18 protein-coding genes are annotated in these 19391 nt (G+C 66.2%); 7 read left to right on the top strand and 11 right to left on the bottom strand.

The genetic code is table 11. The features are described 5' to 3' along the window. Nucleotides 1–31 precede the first annotated feature (31 nt). Nucleotides 32–1042, bottom strand: a complete 1011-nt coding sequence (locus tag TEF_05465; GenBank protein ANK80303.1) for an NADPH:quinone oxidoreductase — start codon at nt 1040–1042, stop codon at nt 32–34. Between the two features lie 117 nt (nt 1043–1159). On the opposite strand from TEF_05465, the gene TEF_05460 reads away from it, so the two are divergent. From TEF_05460 to TEF_05450, 3 genes are read left to right on the top strand one after another with little or no spacing between them, the layout of a single operon-like run. Beyond that, nucleotides 1160–1606 carry a hypothetical protein gene (locus TEF_05460; protein ID ANK80302.1) on the top strand — a complete coding sequence of 149 codons (447 nt, stop codon included), beginning with the start codon at nt 1160–1162 and terminating at the stop codon, nt 1604–1606. Nucleotides 1607–1614: 8 nt separating this feature from the next. After that, nucleotides 1615–2418 (top strand): hypothetical protein, encoded by an 804-nt coding sequence (locus TEF_05455; GenBank protein ID ANK80301.1) that lies wholly within the window; start codon nt 1615–1617, stop codon nt 2416–2418. A 2-nt stretch (nt 2419–2420) separates the two neighbouring features. After that, complete coding sequence (locus tag TEF_05450) at nt 2421–2876, top strand: Holliday junction DNA helicase RuvA (protein ID ANK80300.1); 456 nt, start codon at nt 2421–2423, stop codon at nt 2874–2876. 1 nt (nt 2877) lies between these two features. Here the strand turns inward: TEF_05450 and TEF_05445 are convergent, their stop codons facing one another. Next, nucleotides 2878–3867: a hypothetical protein gene (locus TEF_05445; protein ID ANK83293.1), complete on the bottom strand. Its 990-nt coding sequence runs from the start codon at nt 3865–3867 to the stop codon at nt 2878–2880. 50 nt (nt 3868–3917) lie between these two features. Between TEF_05445 and TEF_05440 the strand changes: the two genes are divergently transcribed. Further along, complete coding sequence (locus tag TEF_05440; protein ANK80299.1) at nt 3918–4331, top strand: hypothetical protein; 414 nt, start codon at nt 3918–3920, stop codon at nt 4329–4331. Here the strand turns inward: TEF_05440 and TEF_05435 are convergent. The 8 genes from TEF_05435 to TEF_05400 form a co-directional block, all read right to left on the bottom strand. Further along, the gene (locus tag TEF_05435; protein ANK80298.1) at nt 4325–4906 is read right to left on the bottom strand and encodes a hypothetical protein; all 582 of its coding nucleotides are present in this window, start codon (nt 4904–4906) and stop codon (nt 4325–4327) included. The genes TEF_05440 and TEF_05435 overlap by 7 nt on opposite strands. 77 nt (nt 4907–4983) lie before the next feature. Then, complete coding sequence (locus tag TEF_05430; GenBank protein ANK80297.1) at nt 4984–6267, bottom strand: hypothetical protein; 1284 nt, start codon at nt 6265–6267, stop codon at nt 4984–4986. Between the two features lie 83 nt (nt 6268–6350). After that, nucleotides 6351–7850 carry a hypothetical protein gene (locus TEF_05425; protein ID ANK80296.1) on the bottom strand — a complete coding sequence of 500 codons (1500 nt, stop codon included), beginning with the start codon at nt 7848–7850 and terminating at the stop codon, nt 6351–6353. A 105-nt stretch (nt 7851–7955) separates the two neighbouring features. Then, on the bottom strand, nt 7956–9743 hold the full coding sequence (locus tag TEF_05420; GenBank protein ANK80295.1) for a cytochrome C: 1788 nt from the start codon (nt 9741–9743) through the stop codon (nt 7956–7958). Nucleotides 9744–9745: 2 nt separating this feature from the next. Further along, nucleotides 9746–11764, bottom strand: coding sequence for a hypothetical protein (locus tag TEF_05415; protein ID ANK80294.1), 2019 nt, complete (start codon nt 11762–11764; stop codon nt 9746–9748). Beyond that, nucleotides 11761–12576 (bottom strand): hypothetical protein, encoded by an 816-nt coding sequence (locus tag TEF_05410; protein ANK80293.1) that lies wholly within the window; start codon nt 12574–12576, stop codon nt 11761–11763. Before TEF_05410 ends, TEF_05415 begins: the two co-directional genes overlap by 4 nt. After that, nucleotides 12573–14243: a hypothetical protein gene (locus tag TEF_05405; GenBank protein ANK80292.1), complete on the bottom strand. Its 1671-nt coding sequence runs from the start codon at nt 14241–14243 to the stop codon at nt 12573–12575. The genes TEF_05410 and TEF_05405 overlap by 4 nt, the downstream gene beginning before the upstream one ends. 145 nt (nt 14244–14388) lie before the next feature. Next, nucleotides 14389–15324: a hypothetical protein gene (locus TEF_05400; protein ANK80291.1), complete on the bottom strand. Its 936-nt coding sequence runs from the start codon at nt 15322–15324 to the stop codon at nt 14389–14391. Between the two features lie 247 nt (nt 15325–15571). Between TEF_05400 and TEF_05395 the strand changes: the two genes are divergently transcribed. From TEF_05395 to TEF_05385, 3 genes are all read left to right on the top strand, one after another. Continuing rightward, nucleotides 15572–15880: a hypothetical protein gene (locus TEF_05395; GenBank protein ANK80290.1), complete on the top strand. Its 309-nt coding sequence runs from the start codon at nt 15572–15574 to the stop codon at nt 15878–15880. Nucleotides 15881–16255: 375 nt separating this feature from the next. Continuing rightward, on the top strand, nt 16256–17293 hold the full coding sequence (locus TEF_05390; GenBank protein ANK80289.1) for a hypothetical protein: 1038 nt from the start codon (nt 16256–16258) through the stop codon (nt 17291–17293). Between the two features lie 344 nt (nt 17294–17637). Then, a complete protein-coding gene (locus TEF_05385; GenBank protein ID ANK80288.1) occupies nt 17638–18294 on the top strand; it encodes a hypothetical protein in 657 nt (218 codons plus the stop codon). Between the two features lie 19 nt (nt 18295–18313). Here the strand turns inward: TEF_05385 and TEF_05380 are convergent, their stop codons facing one another. Further along, entirely contained in the window at nt 18314–19336 is a 1023-nt protein-coding gene (locus TEF_05380; protein ID ANK80287.1) for an acetylpolyamine aminohydrolase, read from the bottom strand. Between the last annotated feature and the right edge of the window lie 55 nt (nt 19337–19391).

Below are 19391 nucleotides of genomic sequence, written 5' to 3'. Positions count from 1 at the left end.
AGTCATGCGGCACTGTCGACGATGGTACGCTTCAGATATCGATGGCGATCTTGCCGAAGTGGCGGCCGTCCTTCTGGTGCGCCAGGGCCTCGCGGATGTCGGCGAGCGCGAAATTGTCGGAGATCACCGGCCGGATGGCGTGCGCCTCCATGGCGCGGTACATGCGCAGATGCATCTCCCGGCTGCCGACGGTGATGCCCTGGATGCGGCTGTTGGTCATCAGCACATAGCCCATGTTCACCTGGTCGCTCTGGCCGGCCAGGATGCCGATCATGGCGATGGCGCCGCCGATGCGGATGGACTTGAGCGACTGGGTCAGCGTGCCTGCGCCGCCGACCTCGACCACCAGGTCGATGCCCGCGCCGCCGGTCAGGCTCTTCGCCGCCTTCCCCCAGTCGGTGATGTCGAGATAATTGAGCACGTGGTCGGCGCCGAGTTCCTTCAGGCGGGCTGCCTTGACGTCCGAGGATGTGGTGGCGATCACCCGCGCGCCCATTGCCCTGGCGAACTGCAGCGCGAAGATGGAAACGCCGCCCGTGCCCTGCGTCAGGACCCAGTCGCCGGGACGGATACCGCCCTTCTCGACGACGGCGTGCCAGGCCGTCAGACCGGCGCACACCGTGCTCGCGGCCTCGGCGTCGGACAGCCCGTCGGGCGTCGGCACCAGTCCGTGTTCGGGAAAACAGCCGAACTCCGCAGCGCAGCCCTGGGCCGAACCGCCCAGCGCCAGCGCCTGGGCGTGGGCCGAGGGCTCGCCGCCCTGCCAGTTCGGAAAGAAGATCGGCGTGACCCGGTCCCCGACCTGATAGCGCCGGACGCCCTCGCCCACGGCCGCCACCTCGCCGGCGCCGTCGGACAACGGAATCAGGCCCGACTGCTTCTGCTTCGAGCCATAACCGCCCTCGACAGTGACGAGGTCTCGGTAGTTCAGGCTGCTGGCCCTCAGCCGCACCTTCACCTCGCCGGGACCGGGTTCCGGCTCATCCATCTCGGCGACCGAAAGGTTGGCGATCCCGGGCTGCTGCAACAAGGCGGCTTTCATTTCCGCAACTCCTCCCCTGAAAACATGTCTCCCCTATGATGGTGCGGCGCCGTTCGAGTTTCCAATTCCGCCCGCCCGGGGGTACCTTTCCGCAGGCGGGTCAGCACGGAGGGTGCCATGAAGGGTGAAATTCTGGAGTACGACATCGACGCCGATCACGGCCTGATCTCGGCCGAGGACGGCAATCGCTACCAGTTCCGCGGCATGGACGTCCGCGCCGACCGGCCGCCGCGGCCCGGCGACCGCGTGGATTTCCAGACCGAGGGGAGCGACGCCCGCGACATCTACGTCCAGAAGGCGACGCTGCCGGCCGACGGCAAGAGCAAGGTGGCCGCGGGCCTGCTGGCGATCTTCATCGGCGCGCTGGGCATTCATAAATTCTATCTCGGTTATTCGACCGCGGGGATCATCATGCTGGCGGTGTTCCTGCTGGGCTGGATCGCGCTCGGCATTCCCAGCATCATCATCAGCATCATCGCCTTCATCGAGGGGATCATCTATCTCGTGAAGTCGGACGAGGAGTTTCACGAGCGCTACGTCGCCAACAAGCGCGCCTGGTTCTGAGGCCGGGCGTGCTGACCGAGGCGGAGGTCGGGCACTACCGGGACCGGGGCTATGTCGTGCCGGCGAACTACCGGGTGCCCGAGGCGGCCCTGGCGGGCATGCGCCGGGACCTGGACCGTCTGATCGAGGCCAACCCCCATGTCAGCCCCGACGCGATGTTCTGCCCCCACGAGCCGGACCACGGCACGCAGGGGCTGAAGGGGGACCGCGTGTGGCTGGAGCACGCCGCCACGCCCGGCATCCTGGACATGGTGGAACAGGTGATCGGCGGCGACTTCCTGCTCTGGGGCACCACGGTCTTCGGCAAGCCGGCCCATTCGGGCAAGGAAACGCCCTGGCACCAGGACGGGGAGTACTGGCCGATCCGGCCGCTCGCAACCTGCTCCGTCTGGATCGCGCTGGACGCCGCGACGCCCGAGAACGGCTGTCTCCGGGTCCTTCCCGGCAGCCACCGGGACCGCAGGCTGCGCCGCCACAGGACCAATGACGGCGGCCACCTGACGCTCAACCAGCAGCTGGAGGCCGACGAGTACAGCGAGGCCGACGCGGTCGACATCGTGCTGGCGCCGGGGCAGATCTCGCTTCACGACATCTACATGGTGCACGGCTCCCGCCCGAACCGCTCACCGCAGCGGCGGGCCGGCTACGTGCTGCGCTTCATGCCGACGACCTCGCATTTCGACCGGGAACTGGGGGCCGAGATCGCGGAACGCACCGGAGGCGCAGTCGATTTCGCCACCCGCCCCCTCTACCTGATGCGCGGCCGCGACGTCTGCGGGCGCAACGAGCTGGCCGAACGGAGCCCGGCATAGGCTTGTTGCTGGAGAGCGCCGCCCGGCTGAAGGCGGCCTGCGCCGGCCGGCGGCTGCTGGGGCTCGACCCGGGGACGAAGACGATCGGCGTCGCCGTCGCCGATCCCGGACATCAGGTGGCGACGCCGCTGACCGTGATCCGGCGGACGAAGTTCACGGCCGACCTGGCGGCGCTGCAGGCGTTGATCGCCGAGTACGACATCGCCGGGCTTGTGATCGGGCTGCCGCTCAACATGGACGGGACGGCCGGCCCCAGGGCGCAGTCCGTCCGCGCCTTCCAGCGGAACCTGGAGACGGCGCTGGACCTGCCCATGATCCTGCACGACGAGCGCATGTCGACTCAGGCCGTCGAACGCAGCCTGATCGGCCAGGACGTATCGCGCCGCCGGCGCGCCGAGGTGATCGACGCACACGCCGCGGCCTATATCCTCCAGGGGGTGCTGGACGCCCGGGCGTGAATCACTGTTCGCTGCGGGCCAGCCGGGTCTCGGCGCGCCGATCGGCGCCGCTGGGCAGACGCGGCCCGCCGCGCACGATCCAGTGCCAGACGTCGTGCTGCACGATGGGTCCGTTCAGGTCGCGGAACAGCAGGTGCCAGCCATTGGGGTAGAAGGCGAGATCGGGTTCCACGGTCATGCGGTCCAGCGTTTTCTCCACCGAGGCCTGGGGCACGATCTCGTCGCGTTCGCCGTACAGCACCAGAAGGGGCGTCTCGATCTTCGGCGCGGCCTCGTAGGCCGCGTCCATCAGGTCGACGAGGCCGGAAATGGCGTCGACCCGTGCGCCCTTGATCACCAGCGGATCCCGGCCCAGCCCGATCAGCATCTCGATGTTGTCGGACGCCTGCTTGCGGATGCCCTCCCCGGTCAGCACCACGCCCGGTATGACCGTACGCAGAATCTCGAGACCGCTCGCCATCCAGTTCGCCATGGTCTTGCGGCTCCAGACGGCAGGCGCCGCCAGGACGGCGCCGTCCACCGCGGGCGGATCGGGCCGGCCGAGCAGCGCCATGATCACCGCGCCGCCCATGCTCTCGCCGACGAGGTAGAGCGGCTTGCCGGGATGACGCTCCCTGACCACGCCGATGACCTGGCGCAGATCCCCCGTCAACGTGTCGACGCCCGGCCAGATACCCGGCCGGTCGGCCTGCCCGAAGCCCCGCTGATCATAGGCGTAGACCGTCAGGCCGTTGGTGGACCAGCGTCCGGCCGATTCCGCCCAGGCGTGGCTGTAGTCATTGAAGCCGTGCAACGCGACCACCACCGCAAGAGGCTCCGGGCCCAAGGCGCGGTGAACGCGGACCGGCAGACTATAGCCGTCGGCCATGATCAGGGCGTCTCCGGTCAGCGCCGCCTCCGTCCGCGGCGGCCCGGCCGTCTGATAGGTCGGACCGCAAGCGCCGATCTGGACAAGCAGGCCGAGGACCGGGACTATCGCAAGGAACCGCAGGACGCGGTGAAGCCCGCGCCGCCGGCTTGAGTTCTCGAGGTCTGTTGTCGATGTCATGGGACGATATTAGGGGCAAAGGCCTGATCGAGGCGAACGCCGCGTTCTACCGCGCCTTCGCCGATGGCGACCTGCAGGCCATGACCGAATTGTGGGCCGACCACGACGACCTGGTCTGCATCCACCCGGGCCATGAACGGCTCACGGGGCGCAGCCCGGTACTGGCGAGCTGGTTCGCGATCCTGGAGAACCCCCCGCCGGTCAGAACCGCGGACGCGCGCGCCGTGCCGCTGGGACAGGCCGGACTGGTCACCTGCACCGAAGCCATCGGCAACAACCGCCTGGCCGCGACCAACGCCTTCGAATGGGATGGCGAGGCCTGGCGCATGGTGCTCCACCAGGCCGGTCCGGTGCTGGCCGAGGACCGGCGCGAACCCGGGCGGGGGCCGTCGGGCGCCGTTCACTGAAGCAATGCGGCGACACGCGCCCGAAGATGGGGCAGTACATCGTCCTCGAACCATGGATTGCGTTTCAGCCAGCCATTGTTGCGCCCGGACGGGTGCGGCAGAGGCAGGAGCCCGGGCGCGTAATCCCGCCACGCACCGACGGTTTCGGTCAGCGTCGCGCAGCGTCGGTCACCCAGGTACCAGGCCTGCGCGTACTGGCCGATGCAGATGGTCAGCTCCACCTCGCCCAGCATCGGCACCAGCCGCGAATGCCAGGTGGTCCGACATTCGGGCCGGGGCGGCAGATCCCCGGACCGCCCGGTGCCGGGATAGCAGAAGCCCATGGGCACGATGGCAATGCGCGCCGGATCGTAGAAGACGTCACGTTCGACGCCGAGCCATTGCCGCAGCCGGTCCCCCGAAGGATCGTTCCAGGGGATGCCGGTTTCGTGCACCCGTATGCCCGGCGCCTGACCGGCGAGCAGGATGCGCGCGCACGGCGCCGCGCGCAGCACCGGCCGCGGCCCGGCCGGCAGGTCGGCGCATTTCCGGCAGGCCCGGATTTCCGCCAGCAAGATCTCCAGTTCGTCGCTCAACGATCCGCCATGTCTCAATGAAAAACGCGCCGGCCCCGAGGACCGGCGCGCTCAATGACGCGGAAATGTGGCGCCAATCAGGCGTCCAGTTCCATGTCCGTCTTCGGCACCGAGATGCAGGTCAGGCAGGAGCCCTTGTCGACATCGGCGCTCGGTTCGGTGGCGTAGTTCACCTCGCCGGCCAGCACCGCAGTGATGCAGGTGCCGCAGGCGCCGGCGCGGCAGCCCGAATCCATGTCGATGTCATTGGCCTCGGCGAACTCCAGGATGGTGTCGGCCGACCCGTCCCACACCAGTTCCTTCTCGGAACGGGTGAACTTGAGCTTGAAGCCGGAGCCGGACACCGGCGCGGCGGCCCCGTCCTCGGTGTCCGCGGTCTTCTTCGACTTCACCGTTGCGGGACCGAAGGCCTCGAAGTGGATGCGCGATTCCGGCACGTCCCATTCGCGCAGCCCGTGGAACAGGCTCTCCATCATCGGCGGCGGGCCGCAGAAGTAGTAGTCGTAGTTGTTGGACGGCAGAACCTCACGGAACAGGTCAGCGCCGACCCGGCCCTCCAGGTGGTAGTCCTTGCCCTGCTCGTCGTTGTCATCGGGCTTGGAGTAGACGATACGCACATGGACGTTCTCGTTCTCCCGGTCCAGCCGCTCCAGATGCTCGCGGAAGACATGCTCCACACTGTTGCGGACGCCGAGGAAGAACCAGGTCTCCCGCTTCGAACCCGATTCCACGATCGCGTTCAGCATCGAAAGCACCGGCGTGATCCCGATGCCGCCGCCGATCAGCACGACCGGGGTCTGGCGGTGCATGTCGAGGAAGAAGTCGCCGTTGGGCGCCTGGACGTCGAGGATGTCACCCTCGTTGACGAGGTCGTGGAAGTAGTTGGACGACGACTTGCCCACATCGGCCTTGGCCGGATCCTTGGGCGGCGGGTTACGCTTGATCGACACCCGGTAGTACTCGCTCCTCGGGCTGTCGGAGAGCGAGTAGCAGCGGGTCGTCACCTTCTTGCCCGACGGCAGGTTGAGCTTGAAGGTCAGATACTGTCCGGGTTCGAAGGGCGGCAGCGGCCGTTCGTCGTGCGGGCGGAGGTAGAAGGAACAGATGTCCTTGTTCTCCGGGTTCTTGCGCTCGACGCGGAACTTGCGCACGCCGTTCCAGGACAGCTCGTTCTTCTGCTTGTCGAATTCACGCGCCGCCTTGATGCGGTCCACCCGCTCGCGCAGATAGGCGATCTCGGCCTGGATGCCCCGGTCGGTGACGCCGGCGGCACGGAAGTTGTTGTAGATCAGGGACATGACGTACAGGCCTAGCAGGGCCAGCACGGCTATCGCGACGTAGTTCACGGCTCCCAGTTCCATCCTGCCCTATCCCTCCCTGTAAGACGGCGGCGGATCCCCCCGCCCGGACCGGCGGGGCCCATGGGCCCCGCCTTGTCGGACCGTCAGAACTTGCGGCGCACCTCGAAGCGGATGCCGCTGACGTCATCGTCATTCTGGCGGATACCGTACATCGCGTCGGCCCGCAGAATCCATGCCTTCGTGACCGGGAGCTGCCAGCGCACGCCGAGCGCGTACTGGTCGCCGTTGATGTTCGTGTTGTCGGCGTGCTCCTGGACGGTCGCCGCCTCGAGCACGAGTTGCTGGTCCAGATTGAACAGATACTGCACGCCGATGGCGCCGCCGTAGGTGCCGGCCGCGGTGTCGTCGAGGAACGGGAAACCGGTCAGGCCGTCGGTCTCGAAGTTGATGCCGGTGTTGATCAGCAGGCCTTCTGCATTGGCCAGCGCCTGCGGCCGTTTGAAGCCGACGAAGAAGTTGGCGTAGGGGATCAGGGTATAGGGCTTGCTCGTCATCCAGCTGGTTTCGAACAGCAGGGCCGCGCCCTGACCGAGCGTCGGCTGACCGTCATCGCGGTTCTGGTGGCTGTAATAGCCCCGGACCGAGTAGGACAGGATGTTCTCATAGCGGGTCGACCATGACAGGCCGATGCTGAGCAGGTCCTGATCGCCCAGCTTGTCGTCGTCGACGTCGATGAAGCCCAGACCGCCTTCGAAATAACCTTCCAGCGCCTCGATGAAGATGTTGGTGCCGTAGACGTTGGAATTGTGCTCGTTGCGCACGCCCGCGCCGTTGACGATGCCGTTGTTCTCGACGTCGTCGAAGCCCGCGAAGAACGAGATGTCCATGTTGGAGATGTCGAGCTCCGGCGAGTTCAGCGCCGGGATCGCATAGGCGATGCCCAGGATCTGGTCGTCCATCCAGATGCCGTTCTGGTAGAACAGCGGCACCAGGCCGAAGGAGAACGGATAGTCGCCGTCATAGTAGCGGCCCGTGAAGCCCGCCGCGATGGCGCCCGCGTCGCCCTCGAAGAACAGGGTCTCCAGATTCAGGTCCGTCTGCAGGTCGCACTTGTCGGCGCTGTTGCCGCCAAAGAACTCGCAGCGGGTGAACTGACCGCCGTTGTCGAGCGGGCGCAGGAACGTGTGAATCCGCTCCGTCGAGGTGATCTTGAAATCGATGTCGAGGTTCAGACGCGTGGCAATCTGGCCGACTTCCGCATTGCCGTTGTCATTGAAGGCGATGGCGGTCCGGATATCACCGAAGGCCTGGACGGCGAACTGCGTCGGATTGAGCTTGCCGAAGACGTAGCTCGGCTCGTCGAGCTGGCCGGAGACGTACTGGGGCTGACCGAGTTCGAAGAGCGGCCTCGGCGCCTCGACCTCAGACTTGCCGCCGTAGATCGCCAGCTGCGCTTCGATGTCGTATTCGGTGTCCTCGTAGTTCGGATCGGCCTTGAAGGCCCCCTCCTCCAGCGGCACGCGCTTGGCGCCCGCGGACATTTCCGGATTGTAGTCTTCCGCCGCCCACGATCCGCCGGCGGCGTAAACCAGTATCGCCGCGGCGGCGGTCGCGCCGGCGACGAGTTTCCTGCCAAGACGCACTCGATTCATCTTCCCAACCCCCTCGGGCCCACCCTCCGGCCCTAAATCGAAACAAGGTCCTGACCGGCCGCCGCGTTGTCGGCGGCGGCCGGCCGGTTTTATCGGCTACTGGACCTCGATCTCCACAGTGTAGGGATGCATGTCCAGCATCCACTGGTTCATCGACTGCTCCATCTCCTTCGTCGCGCCGACGAAGCGCATGAAGTAGATGGGTTCCGCGCGGCTGCGCATCCTGGCCGAGAGCTTGTAGGTGCCCGGCTTGGTGAGCAGTTCGCCCGGCACCGAATACTCGGCGTCGCGGGACGACAGCGGCGGGATCGAGCGGGCTTCCATCCGCACGAAGGCGGGATGGTTCAACACCGTCGTCGGGATGTTCGGCTGCCGCAGGAACGGCCGCTGATCGACGTCGAAGTTGACCGGCAGGAACATCTCCCGATCCGTTCCCTTCAGATTGGTCGTCAGGAACTTGGTCTGAAGATTGAACAGCTGGCGGTCATGCTCGATCTTGCCCTGCTGGACGTCCTCCGAATGAAGGTCGGCCATGTCGCCGGCACTGTCCACATAACCCGATTCCCAGATGCGGTTGCCGTCCGGATCGGTCAGCGCGACGTTCAGCCAGATCTCCGGCTGGGCGCCCAGGCTGCCCGAAGGCAGGTTGTGACCCGAGTTCGTGTTGGTGACCTTGTAGGCGAACTCGAAGTCCTGACCGGCACGCGGGGTGCCGTCGAAGAACGGGCCGTCGAGATGGCTGCCGTTCTCCATCACCGCCCGGCGCAGCTCCTTCTTGTATTCCAGCCCTTCGAGGTTTTCCTCGATGATGTAGCGGGCTTCGAAACGATCGTCCTCGGACGACCAGACCTCGGGGAAATCGACCTCGATCTCGCCGTTGTAGATCTTGTCCTCGAACTCCTCGGTGCCCCAGCCGGCGCGCCAGTCGAACTGCAGCCATTCCTCGATGGTCCAGTTCTCGGCGACCGGATTGTGCGGGAAGATGCCCGGATGGGCGATCGGGTAGCCCGGACCGTAGAAGGCGTGATTGCTGCGGCGGCGGTCCGGATTGATCTCCTCGCCGTTCACCACGGCGGCGGGGCCCGTGGCATAGCCTTCGGCTTTGCCCGGAACCTTGCCCATGTGGCATTCCTGACAGGTGATGCCCTCACGCAGCGCCGGGCTGTCGCGGTACTGGTCCCAGACCACCTCCAGCTTGATGCCCAGGTTCACGGCCACCTGGTGGCAGCTGGCGCAGAACTCGGACTTCGAGATCTGCTCGAACTTGACCACCTCGGTGTGGATCTGGTTGCCGCGCTCCTCGTCGGAGGTGGCGACGCGGTAGAAGCTCTTGTCCTTGATGACCTTCTTGAGCGTCTCGCCGTCGGAGTTGGTGTAGACCGGCGCATAGATGCGGCCGGGCTCAATCCGCCGCTCGCCGTTCACCTTGTAATAGGTGTTGTTGACGCGGTGGCAGGTGATGCAGGTGATGCCCTCGCGCGCCACCTGGCTCCGCTCCCACAGCGGCGCGGCGCGCGATTCGCCCAGCGTCGTGCCGACGCTCTGATGGCAGCGCACGCAGAAGGTGCCGATCGTGCCCTGAGTCAGGTTCGTGATCGCCTGCTCGAACTTGTGGAACATGGGCGAGATCGACGCGTAGGCGTGGTTCGAAGACGACCACTCCCTGTAGATCTCCTCATGACAAGCGGCGCATTTGGACGCGCTGGGGAACATGTCCTCGCTGAACAGTTCCGTATGCGCCTCGTCGCCAATCTTCTGCGCCTCGGTGTCGCTCTGCGCCTGCGCGCTGGAGACCCCGAAGGCCAGAAGCGCTGCCATGGCCAGCCCGCCGAAGCGTGCGACCAGGGCGCGGAATTCCGTCCGTCGTCCTGATGCGTTCATCATCCTCAACCTCCGTCCTGGCCGGGCCGTTCGGGTTCTTGTGCTGTCTGCTGAAAGCCCATCGTCCGAATGAAACCCGGCTCCAGATGGTATTCGTGGCAAAGCTGACAGTCCTGTCTGACTTTTGCCTCGGTATGACACTGGGTGCAAGTCTCCTTGCCGATCGGCTTGAATCCGGGTGCGAAGTCCGTCGCATCGAAATGCTTGAACGACGCGGCGTAGTTCGCTTCGGGATTCAACTTGTGACATGTGGCGCATAGCGTTCCCGGACCGAGCAGATTGACATGGGGGCCGTGGTCGTATTGCACGTAGGGACGATCTTCCACTGGTTGATAACCCCATTCGACCATCAGCTTAGTCGCATCTTCTCCACCTTCGCCTGATTTGTCGGTGACCTCAGTCACAGCGTGGCACTTGGCGCAGTTGCCCAGGCCAGTATCGCCCAGAAGTGTGGTCTGGAGCAGTTCCGCCTGCTCGATCACAATCTCGTCAGCGCCCGCCGCTTCGGCTGCCCGCGGCGCGTTCACGGCGAAATCGAACCAGGCCCGGGCGATCGGATCGGCGTGGCCCGTCGGGCGGTAGCTGACCGACACCCCTTCGGACTGCCAACCACCGCCGGTCAGTTCACTCGGCGCCTCGTACTCCCTCTTCTGCATCCAGGCGCAGGCCGCGCGGCGCAGGAGCTCGCCATCGAGGCCGGCCAGCAGACGTTCCGGACGGGCGTCGCCCGGCACCGCCTCCAGCCGCTCGACCATCGGTTCGAGGCCCGATTCGGCCAGCGCCATGAAGAACTCGCCGACGGGCTCGTGGTACTCGTAGTTGTCGTCCGGCGGCGCGCCCAGCATCAGCGCCATGGGCGGCGAGAGATAGTCGCCCCAGTCCTCGTAGAAGAACTCGTCGAATTCGACTTCGTCCGGGTCGCCGCCCTCGGCGCGCGCCCTCAGGAACGCGACCTGATCCGGCGTCGGCCCGCAGACCTCCGCCACCTGATCCATGTCGAACGGGTCTTCCTCGAGATACGGCAGGGTGATCAGACGCAGCGAACGGTCGGTGATGCCCTCCAGATGGCAGCTGGCGCAGTTCTGCTCGAAGCTGCCCGGCGGCACGTCGAGCCCGGCACGCTGAACATCGTGGCAGGTCACGCAGGTCGGCTGCTTGTCCTCGGCCAGTTCCTTCGGAAAATGCTGGCTGAAGTGATTGACGTGATTGAACTGGATGGCGCCGCGGCGGTCATGCGGAAAACCGGCGGCGAAAGCCGGATGATCCCGGGAGAAGGAACTGACGGTGCTCTGGTGACAGCTGTTGCACTGGGCGTCCTTCATCGGCGCGATGTTCGCGTCCTTGCCCTTGTGCTCGGTGTGGCACATCACGCAGTCGGTGCGCGTCTCCGCGCTCGGCGAATCGGTCGCGAAACCGCCCCCGCCGTCGAAGACCGCGTTGTGGGCGGTGGTGGCCGGCCCGCCGAACGCGTGGCAGTCGGTGCAGCTCTCGCCGACGGTCTGATGGGTCACGAAGGCCTCAGCCCAGGCCATCACGCCCTTGCCGTGCGCTTCATGGCAGGAGGTGCAGCCCGTTTCCTCCAGCGCGAAGTTCGAATGCGCCCGCGACAAGGGGCCCGGCATCAGCGAGGACAGATTGGCCTGGTCGCCCTGGAACGCGGAAGGCTCGAACCGCAGCACCGCGAAGATCGCGGCGACCACCAGGATCGCCACCAGGGTCGAGATCCGGAAACGCCGCCGGCGCAGGGACGGCTGGGGCGTGCAGGGCGGATGCTGCATGCAGCATGTGCCGTCGGGCAGCGGTCCGTCGGCGCAGGGACCGCCCGCGGACGGCGACCGCCGGCACTCCCAGCGGTCGCCGTTGCGGAACGGCGTGCATTCCGTCGTGCCCCCGCATGAACCGTCGAAGTTCGGCCCGTTCGGACAGGGCTGTCCGAAGCTGCACGCACGGCCGCAGACATAGGGAAATGTCGGCCGCTCATACGTGCTCTTCTGGTAGCTGTAGCGATCGGAGTCCGTGATCATAGCAGGTACACGTGAACCAGAATGATGTGCCAGACCATCAATACGAGCACGCCGGCGGCCATGGGCACGTGGAAGAGAAGCCAGATCTTTGCCGCGCCGTTGACGGCCCAGGCGAAATCAAGCCGGTTCTTGATGTGAGCCAGCTCTTCGAGCTCGCCCAGATAGCCGCGCTCGGTCTCATCGAGATAGCGCGAGATGGCGGCGGTTTCGCGGCGGATGAAGGCGCGGCCGGACTGGAAACCGAAAAAATGGCTGACCAGGTAGCGCGGCCGCCGGAAGTACCACGACAGGGTTTCGGCGTAGAACCGCGGCAGGGTATCGGAGGCCGTCTTCTCCGCTGATTCGACGACGATCGCTTCGGCCCGGTTGCGGATCTCGGCGACCTCGTAGGGGATGCGCTCCCAGATCACCTCCAGGCCGTTCTCCGTCAGGCGACGCGGGATGACCCGCTGCATCCAGTAGCCCAGGATCCCCGACAGGCTGGCCAGATAGAAGAAGACCGCGAGGACCTGTTCGTAGACGCCGTTCGGCCAGAACGAGCCGGTGTGAACGAAGAACACGGCGATGGTCAGCGTCCCGAACACGGCGTGAGCCATCGTCCAGTAGGCGGACCGCCCGAGCGGCACCATCGACAGCTTCTTGCGCCAGTTGAAGATGAACAGGAAGACCATCAGGCCGGCCAGGGTGTAGCCGGTGACGATCGCCGGCTCGCCATTTGCCAGCCAGGTCTTCCACGAATTCCAGATCAGGAAGACGAAGGCCGCGACGGCGACCAGCCAGAACAGGACCGTTGCGCGATGCACCGACCTCATTGGTAGCCCCCCCTGAACGGATCCGGTCCCCGGAAATCAACCCGGCGCAGCGCGTCGTGCGGACAGGCCCGCTGGCACGCCGGTCCGCCGGGGTTGCTGGAGCAGAAATCGCACTTGGTCGCCTTCATGATCGGCTTGTGCTCGCCGTCGACCAGCGGCTCGCCGCGCTGATTGGCGACCTGGACCAGGCGGATGTTGTCATAGGGACAGGACGCCGCGCAGGTGCCGCAGCCAATGCAGGTGTCGTCGTTGACCACCACCGAACCGTCGGAGATCGAGCGGTGGATGGCGCCCGTCGGACAGCCGATCATGCACACCGGGTCGGCGCAGTGCATGCAGGCGTTGGCCACCATCCAGTGGTCGAAGGTGGCCCCGTGGCGGATGAAGCGCGGATTGCCGCCGTGGGTGGCGGCGCAGGCGCGCACGCAATCGTCGCAGCGGGTGCAGCGGTTGAGGTCGATCAGCATTGCCCGCGTGCCGTTGATGAAGCGCCGGCCAACGGCCCATTCCTTGAGCGCGTCGGCGCTGATCTCGTTGCCGGCCAGATGCCGCAGCTTGGTCTGCGGCGGGTCCATTTCCTTGAAGACGAATTCCTCGAGCACCTGCCGCGGAATGCGCAGGATGTCGAGATAGCCGAGCGCCGTGAGCGAAGTCTCCAGGACGATGCTGTCGTCCTTGTCCTTCCAGGCCCGGTAGAGCTCCTCCAGACCGTAGACATCGCCGGCGCCGAGATAGGTCAGCGTCCGCTCGCCATTGCCGATGCGGGCGGAAACCCGCGCGAAGCCGGCGCGGACCATGAGGATGCCGTCGGGATAGTCGCCTTCGCGCGCGATCGGCGTGCCGTGCTCCATCTCGCGTCCCTGGGCCAGCATCCGCTTGTAGCTGGTGTGCCAGTCGAAAGCGCCATGGGTCTCGAACAGCGTCGCATCCTCGACCGCCTTGAGCTGCTCGCCGGTGAGGTGGCGGAACATCGGCGCTTCCTTCAACGCGTTGTGCAGCGCGTTTCGGCGGTAGGCGAGGTCGATCTTTTCCTTCCACGTGGTGTCGAAGCGGCGGAGTTCCCGCAGGCCCTGCCAGCGGATTTCCAGCACGCGCGCTTCCGTCTCGGCGAAGATCGAGGCGGTGCGCGGCACGCGGCCCAGCGCGGCCAGCTCGCCGAAGATCATCTCCGGGCCGAGCTGCGCGGTCTGGTGTTCGTCCAGGATGGCCGGGATGTCCTGCAGGTAGACGCCGGCCATGGCGCCGGAGGCGCTGGCGGCCTGCGTGTTCTGATAGCGTTCGGGATCCCGGACCTCGGGCCGCCAGTTGTTCGTCCAGAGCTGTCCCAGCGCCTCGAAGAAGCCCTTCTTCTTGACGCTCAGGCGGCCCAGCATGTTCTGCGGCAGGTTGGGGTTGAGCACCACCCGGAGATGGCCGTCCAGGATCAGGAAGGCGGAATTGCCGTAGTCGCCTTCGCGGACCACGATCTCGCCGGGCTGATAGGTCGTCACGCGGGTGTCGTTGAGCAGGATGCCGCGGAGCGGCGTATTGCCCGGAAACCGATCTTCGTCGATGTCGCGGAAGATCGGAAACGTCATCAGCTCGTCGACGACGGCTTCCGTCATGTCCGGTCCGAATGGCGTGGCCCACCGTTGCGGCCGGGCCATCGTTTCGACGGCTGTTACCATGTTTGCCTTGCCCCTCTCAGTCGCGACGCCTCCCGGACGCCACCGAACCGATCCCCCGGTAAGAATCGCCGAACCGCCGCCGGAAGGCAAGCCCCCCGGCGGCGGTCGATGTGGCGATCAGCCTTCTATCGCAAGAGCATACCCCTCACTTGTACTCGCTCTTCGGCGGAATCATGGACCCGACCTGGCCGGAAAGGTCCATCTTGTCGCCATAGATCTTGCCGACCAGCGCCTTGGCGTTCGCCTCGGTGGGCTGGGCCAGCAGGGCCTTGGCTTCCGCCAGATCCAGCGCCCCCAGGGCCGCCCGCGCCTTCTCGGCCCGGGCCTCCTGCGCGGCGATGTACTTGGCGTGCTGGGTCTTCTGCATGGCGTTCGCCGCCTGCACCAGCGAGGCCGCCTGACCGGTGACGAACCAGCGCGACAGCTCGGCCGGCGTCATTTCCATGTTCTCGCTCTGGCTCTGGTAGAAGCGGTGGCGAATCGTGCCCTGGCTGTACTTGACCAGTTCGAAGTCCGGGTTCAGCGGATGGCCGGCGTCCAGCATCTTGCCCGCCGTATCGCCTTCCAGGGTCTCGCGCGCCATGCCGTGGCAGTTGAAGCAGTTCGCCGCCACGTCATAGTTCACGTCGGTCGGCATGTCCGGCACGTCCTCGCGCCAGCGCGGCAGCCGCATGCCCGCCTCGCGCGACTTGGAGAAGCGCTCGGCCTTGTGCAGCGGGGTCTCGTCTTCCTTCTTCGTGCCCTTCGGCCCGTAGACATTGTGGATGTTGATGTATTCCGACCCCGGGCCGTGGCAGCTCTCACAGGAAACGCCGAAATTGTTGCCCACGCGGCCGCCCGGGCGATTCGGCGCCTCGGTGTAGTGGCACTGCCCGCAGGTGTCGGAGCGCTTCATCGAACGCTCGCCAAGCGCATCGGTGACCTTGTCCGCCAGGTCGCGTTTGTGGATGTCCTTGTAGGATTCGGCGTGCGGGGTCTTTTCCCACACGGCATATTCGGGCGAGTGGCAATCCTTGCACTCTTCCGGTCCGACGTTCTCCGGCGCGGCCTGGGCGGCGCTGCCGGCGATCATGAGGGCCATGGCGGCAGCCACGGCCAACCCCAGTTGTCTCAGCCCAGACATCAGCATGTCTGTCACCTCTTGAGTTGTAATGCCTTGCACGGTCTCACGGGCCGTCCCTGCGCGCGTTCTTTTACGGTACGCTTATCGATGCGACCCCGACGGCAGTGTAGCAGCACCCCGTCGCGATGAAAGAGTTGATTCATGACGGTTCAGTGAGGATAAGCCTTTCGAATCGCTTGCCCCTTCAAAGCCATGGACCACGACCATGCAGCGCTCCTTCGCCATCATCGCCGTCTGCGCCGCCGCAGCCTCCACCGCCATGGCGGTCTACGGCTTCAACCGCTTCTCCGGAGAAACCGGATCGCCGGTCGGCGCCAGTGGCGTTACCGCTCTCGAAGCCGCTGTCGAACGCGCGCCGGACAATGCGGAGGCCTGGAAGGCGCTGGGCCGGGCCCATCGCGCCGCCGGCCGCCCCCAGGCGGCGGTGACCGCCTATATCCGCGCCGCGCGTCTCGCGCCCCGCGACCGGGAGGTGATCGCGGCCCTGCGCGACCTCGCCGGCGCCGCGCGCTGATCGGCGACCATGTGGCCAACGCGCAACAGAGTGGCGGAAACTGGCGGGACACCGGACTTGCCGGCGCCCGCAGAACCAGCTTCACAATTGGTTTTTTCCTTTAGTATCAATTTGTTAGAATCCCGCCATGCTCGCTCGGGGGCCCGTCGCACGCGGCGGTGGACCGGGCCGCAACCGCTTGCACCCGCGGCTTTGCTGGCGTAACAGACAACAAGTCGCAATTCGGAGGGCACAAGCCTCATCGGAACGGCGGCGAAGGAAGTGCGTTTTTCCTTAAGGAGGGCAAACAAGGTGAACCACAAATATCTACTCGCCGGTGTGGCCGCTGCGGCTCTGTTGACCGCCGGTAACGCCTATGCTGCTGCTCATGGCAGCGTGGAAGACCAGCTGAAGGCGCAGTCCGCTGCGATCGACGCGCTGTCGAAGGAAGTCGAGGCTCTGAAGAACTCGACCGTCGAGCAGGGCATCGGCCAGGGCGTCAAGGGCGTCGAGCTGACCATTTCCGGTCACATCAACCGCGCCATGATGTTCATCTCCGACGCGAACGACAACGCCACCCTGACGCACGTCGACAACGACGCCGCGTCATCCCGCATCCGCTTCGACGCCGATGCGCCTGTTTCCGACAGCACCACGGTCGGCACGCGCCTCGAGATGGAAATGGAATCGAACTCCTCGGCCCAGGCGGTTCTGGACAACGAGGTGGTCGAAGACACCTTCGCCACGCGCCAGGCCTATGTGTTCGTGAAGGGCGGCTTCGGCACCCTGGCGATGGGCCATCAGAGCGAGGCGACGGACGGCATCGTCCACAACTCGTTCAATTTCGCGGGTGTCGCGGGTATCAACCCGGAGAACACCACGGGCATCGCCAATGCCGGCGTCAATTTCCTGTCGATCGGCGATGGCGACCGTGTCGACGCGGTCCGCTACACGACCCCGTCCTTCGGCGGCGCCGCGGCGTCGGTGTCACATGCCGTCAACGGCCAGATCACCGGTGCACTGCGGTACTCGGGTCAGGTCGGCGGCGTTGGCGTGCTGGCGGGTGTCGGGTACGACTCGAACTTCGACAATGAAACCTATGCGGGTTCGTTCGGCCTGAACTTCGGCGGCATCGCCGTGAATGCCGCACTTGGCTACGCGGACAACAACAACGCCGAAGAAGACTTCATGTACTATGTCGGCCTGGCCCACAAGGGCAACTACTCCGACATGGGCCCGACTTCGCTGGGCGTCGACTTCCAGATGAACAACGGCGGCGTTGCCAACGGCAACAACAACGCGCGCCTCGGTGTCGGCCTGGTCCAGGGCGTGGCCGCGGGTGCTGACGCCTATGTGGGTGTCGGGCACAACTTCGGCGGCGATGCCGTCGACAGCGCCCAGACCGTCATGGCCGGCATGATCATCCGGTTCTGATGTCTCGGCTTCTTCGCCCTCTTCTGTTGGTTGGTGTCGCGGTCGGCCTTCTGGCCGGCTGCGGCCCCCACCAGCCGCTTGACGATCCACCGCCCATGCATGGGGAACTGAAGCCCGGTCCGGGCGTCTTCACCGGCGCGGACGGCAAGTTCGTCATTCTCGGGGGCAAGAAGAAGCGCGATTACTGATCGCCGGCTCCGGCCGGTGTCACGAAGAAGGGCGGCCTCGCGGTCGCCCTTTTTTGTTGCCTGAACGGCCTGTCCCGGCCGCCGGACGGTGGCCGCGCCACCGACCCGGATGCAAGGCGGGTTGCGTGGCCGCGCACTTCGGCGCATGAATCGCCCATGCGTTTTCCTGGCCTGAGTATCGTGACCGTTCTCCTCTCCGCGTTTCTGGGGACGGTCCAGGCGGCCTGCGGCGCATCGGCGCCGCAGATCGGGATCGCGCTCGCCTTTCCCGCCCCCGGCATCAGCCATGAACTCGCCTCCGACGAGATCCCGCAGGCGATGCGGGCGCATGGCCGCGGGGCGCGCGCCGGCGCGGTGCGCCAGGTCGGCGCCACGGCCTTCACGCTGAACACGGAGGTGCGCATGTCGGTCGCCGCGGCCGAGCAGCGCCGCGACTGTTTCCGGCTGAAACGGCTCGACATCCGCCTCGACGTGCTGCAGCTCGACGTCTTCATCGCTTCCGAACTCGTCCCGGGCACCTGCCCCTATCGGGTCACCATGGCGCACGAACAACGCCATGTTGAGATCTACCGCTCCGGGGTGCGGCGGCTGAAGGAGGAACTGGAGACGGCGCTGGGCGGTTCGACCCTGCTGCGCGCCATCCCCGCCGCCAGTATCGAGCAGGCGATGGAGCGCTTCCGCGTCGCGGTCGACACGGTCGTCTCCGATGCCCGGCGCAAGAACAGCGAGGAGATGGCGCGGGACAACGCGCGCCTCGACACCCCGTCCAGCTATCGCGAGGAGCACGCCAGGTGCCCGGCCAGCGACTGGTAGATCCGCAGGCCGCCGGCCGCTATCGGTCCAGATAGCCGGAAAGAAACGCGGCCAGGTTAGCGCCGAGCTCGGGACAGAGATATCCGCCTTCCTGCACGATCAGCGCCGGCGTGGCCGCGCGGCCGATCAGCCGGCCGGCGCGGCGAAAGCCCTCCGTCGTGACCGATAATATGCCGAGGGGATCGTTCTCCTGCGCGTCCAGGCCGAGCGAAACCACAACGCAGTCCGCACCGTAACGGCGGATGGCCGCCAGACCCTTCTCCACCGCCGCGAGATAGTCCTCGTCGCCCGCCCCGCGGGCCAGCGGCAGGTTGAGGTTGTAGCCTTCGCCTTCGCCCCGTCCCCGCTCGTCGGCATAACCGCTGAAAAACGGATAGAAGTCGCCCGGATGCGCATGGACCGAGATGAACATCACGTCCCGCCGGCCGTAGAAGATGCCCTGCGTGCCGTTGCCGTGGTGGACGTCGATATCCAGGATCGCGACCGTCCGCCCGGCGGCCACGGCCTGCTGCGCGGCGATGGCGGCGTTGTTGAGAAAGCAGAATCCGCCGGCCATGTCGGCAAAGGCGTGATGCCCGGGCGGGCGGCAGAGCGCGTAGACCGGGGTCTCGTTCTCCAGCAGGAAGCGCATCCCGGTCAGCGCGCAGTGCGCCGCCGATCGAGCCGCCTTCCAGGTGCCCGCGCCGATGGGGCAGGCGGTGTCGGCCATGTGCCAACCGGCCTGACCGACCACGTGATCCGGCCGGTGCGCCATGTGGCGGCCCGGGTGAACGTTGGCCACGACCTCCGGGCTGGCGTCGGGCAGCGCCGACCAGCGTTCATGAGCGGTTTCGAGGAACTCGAGATAATCGACGCCGTGCACCGCCGCGATTTCCCGCCGGCCGAAATTTCCCGGCGCCTCGATGTCGTGGCCGGCGGCGCGGACCGCCTCCAGGAAGCGCTCGGCCCGTTCGGGACGTTCGGGACTGTCGAGCAGGCGGCCGCTCGAGATAAATGCGCGCGGCGCATGTTCTTGCTGATCGGAACTGTATATGACCTTCATGCGCGAACGATGGGCGAGGAACGATCACGAGGCAAGCAGACAGCTTGAAGGCGAT

The organism is Rhizobiales bacterium NRL2 (assembly GCA_001664005.1).
Taxonomy (GTDB): domain Bacteria; phylum Pseudomonadota; class Alphaproteobacteria; order Minwuiales; family Minwuiaceae; genus Minwuia.
The sequence above is the reverse complement of the archived record's forward strand: the minus strand, read 5'-3'. Positions and strand labels throughout refer to the sequence as shown.

Bases quoted from the DNA above. Each gene is read 5' to 3' on its own strand.
- TEF_05400 (ANK80291.1), bottom strand. From the start codon at position 15,324: ATGGCCCTCATGATCGCCGGCAGCGCCGCCCAGGCCGCGCCGGAGAAC.
- TEF_05440 (ANK80299.1), top strand. From the start codon at position 3,918: ATGTCATGGGACGATATTAGGGGCAAAGGCCTGATCGAGGCGAACGCC.
- TEF_05405 (ANK80292.1), bottom strand. From the start codon at position 14,243: ATGGTAACAGCCGTCGAAACGATGGCCCGGCCGCAACGGTGGGCCACG.
- TEF_05415 (ANK80294.1), bottom strand. From the start codon at position 11,764: ATGATCACGGACTCCGATCGCTACAGCTACCAGAAGAGCACGTATGAG.
- TEF_05430 (ANK80297.1), bottom strand. From the start codon at position 6,267: ATGGAACTGGGAGCCGTGAACTACGTCGCGATAGCCGTGCTGGCCCTG.
- TEF_05460 (ANK80302.1), top strand. From the start codon at position 1,160: ATGAAGGGTGAAATTCTGGAGTACGACATCGACGCCGATCACGGCCTG.
- TEF_05385 (ANK80288.1), top strand. From the start codon at position 17,638: ATGCGTTTTCCTGGCCTGAGTATCGTGACCGTTCTCCTCTCCGCGTTT.
- TEF_05420 (ANK80295.1), bottom strand. From the start codon at position 9,743: ATGATGAACGCATCAGGACGACGGACGGAATTCCGCGCCCTGGTCGCA.
- TEF_05380 (ANK80287.1), bottom strand. From the start codon at position 19,336: ATGAAGGTCATATACAGTTCCGATCAGCAAGAACATGCGCCGCGCGCA.
- TEF_05410 (ANK80293.1), bottom strand. From the start codon at position 12,576: ATGAGGTCGGTGCATCGCGCAACGGTCCTGTTCTGGCTGGTCGCCGTC.
- TEF_05395 (ANK80290.1), top strand. From the start codon at position 15,572: ATGCAGCGCTCCTTCGCCATCATCGCCGTCTGCGCCGCCGCAGCCTCC.
- TEF_05465 (ANK80303.1), bottom strand. From the start codon at position 1,042: ATGAAAGCCGCCTTGTTGCAGCAGCCCGGGATCGCCAACCTTTCGGTC.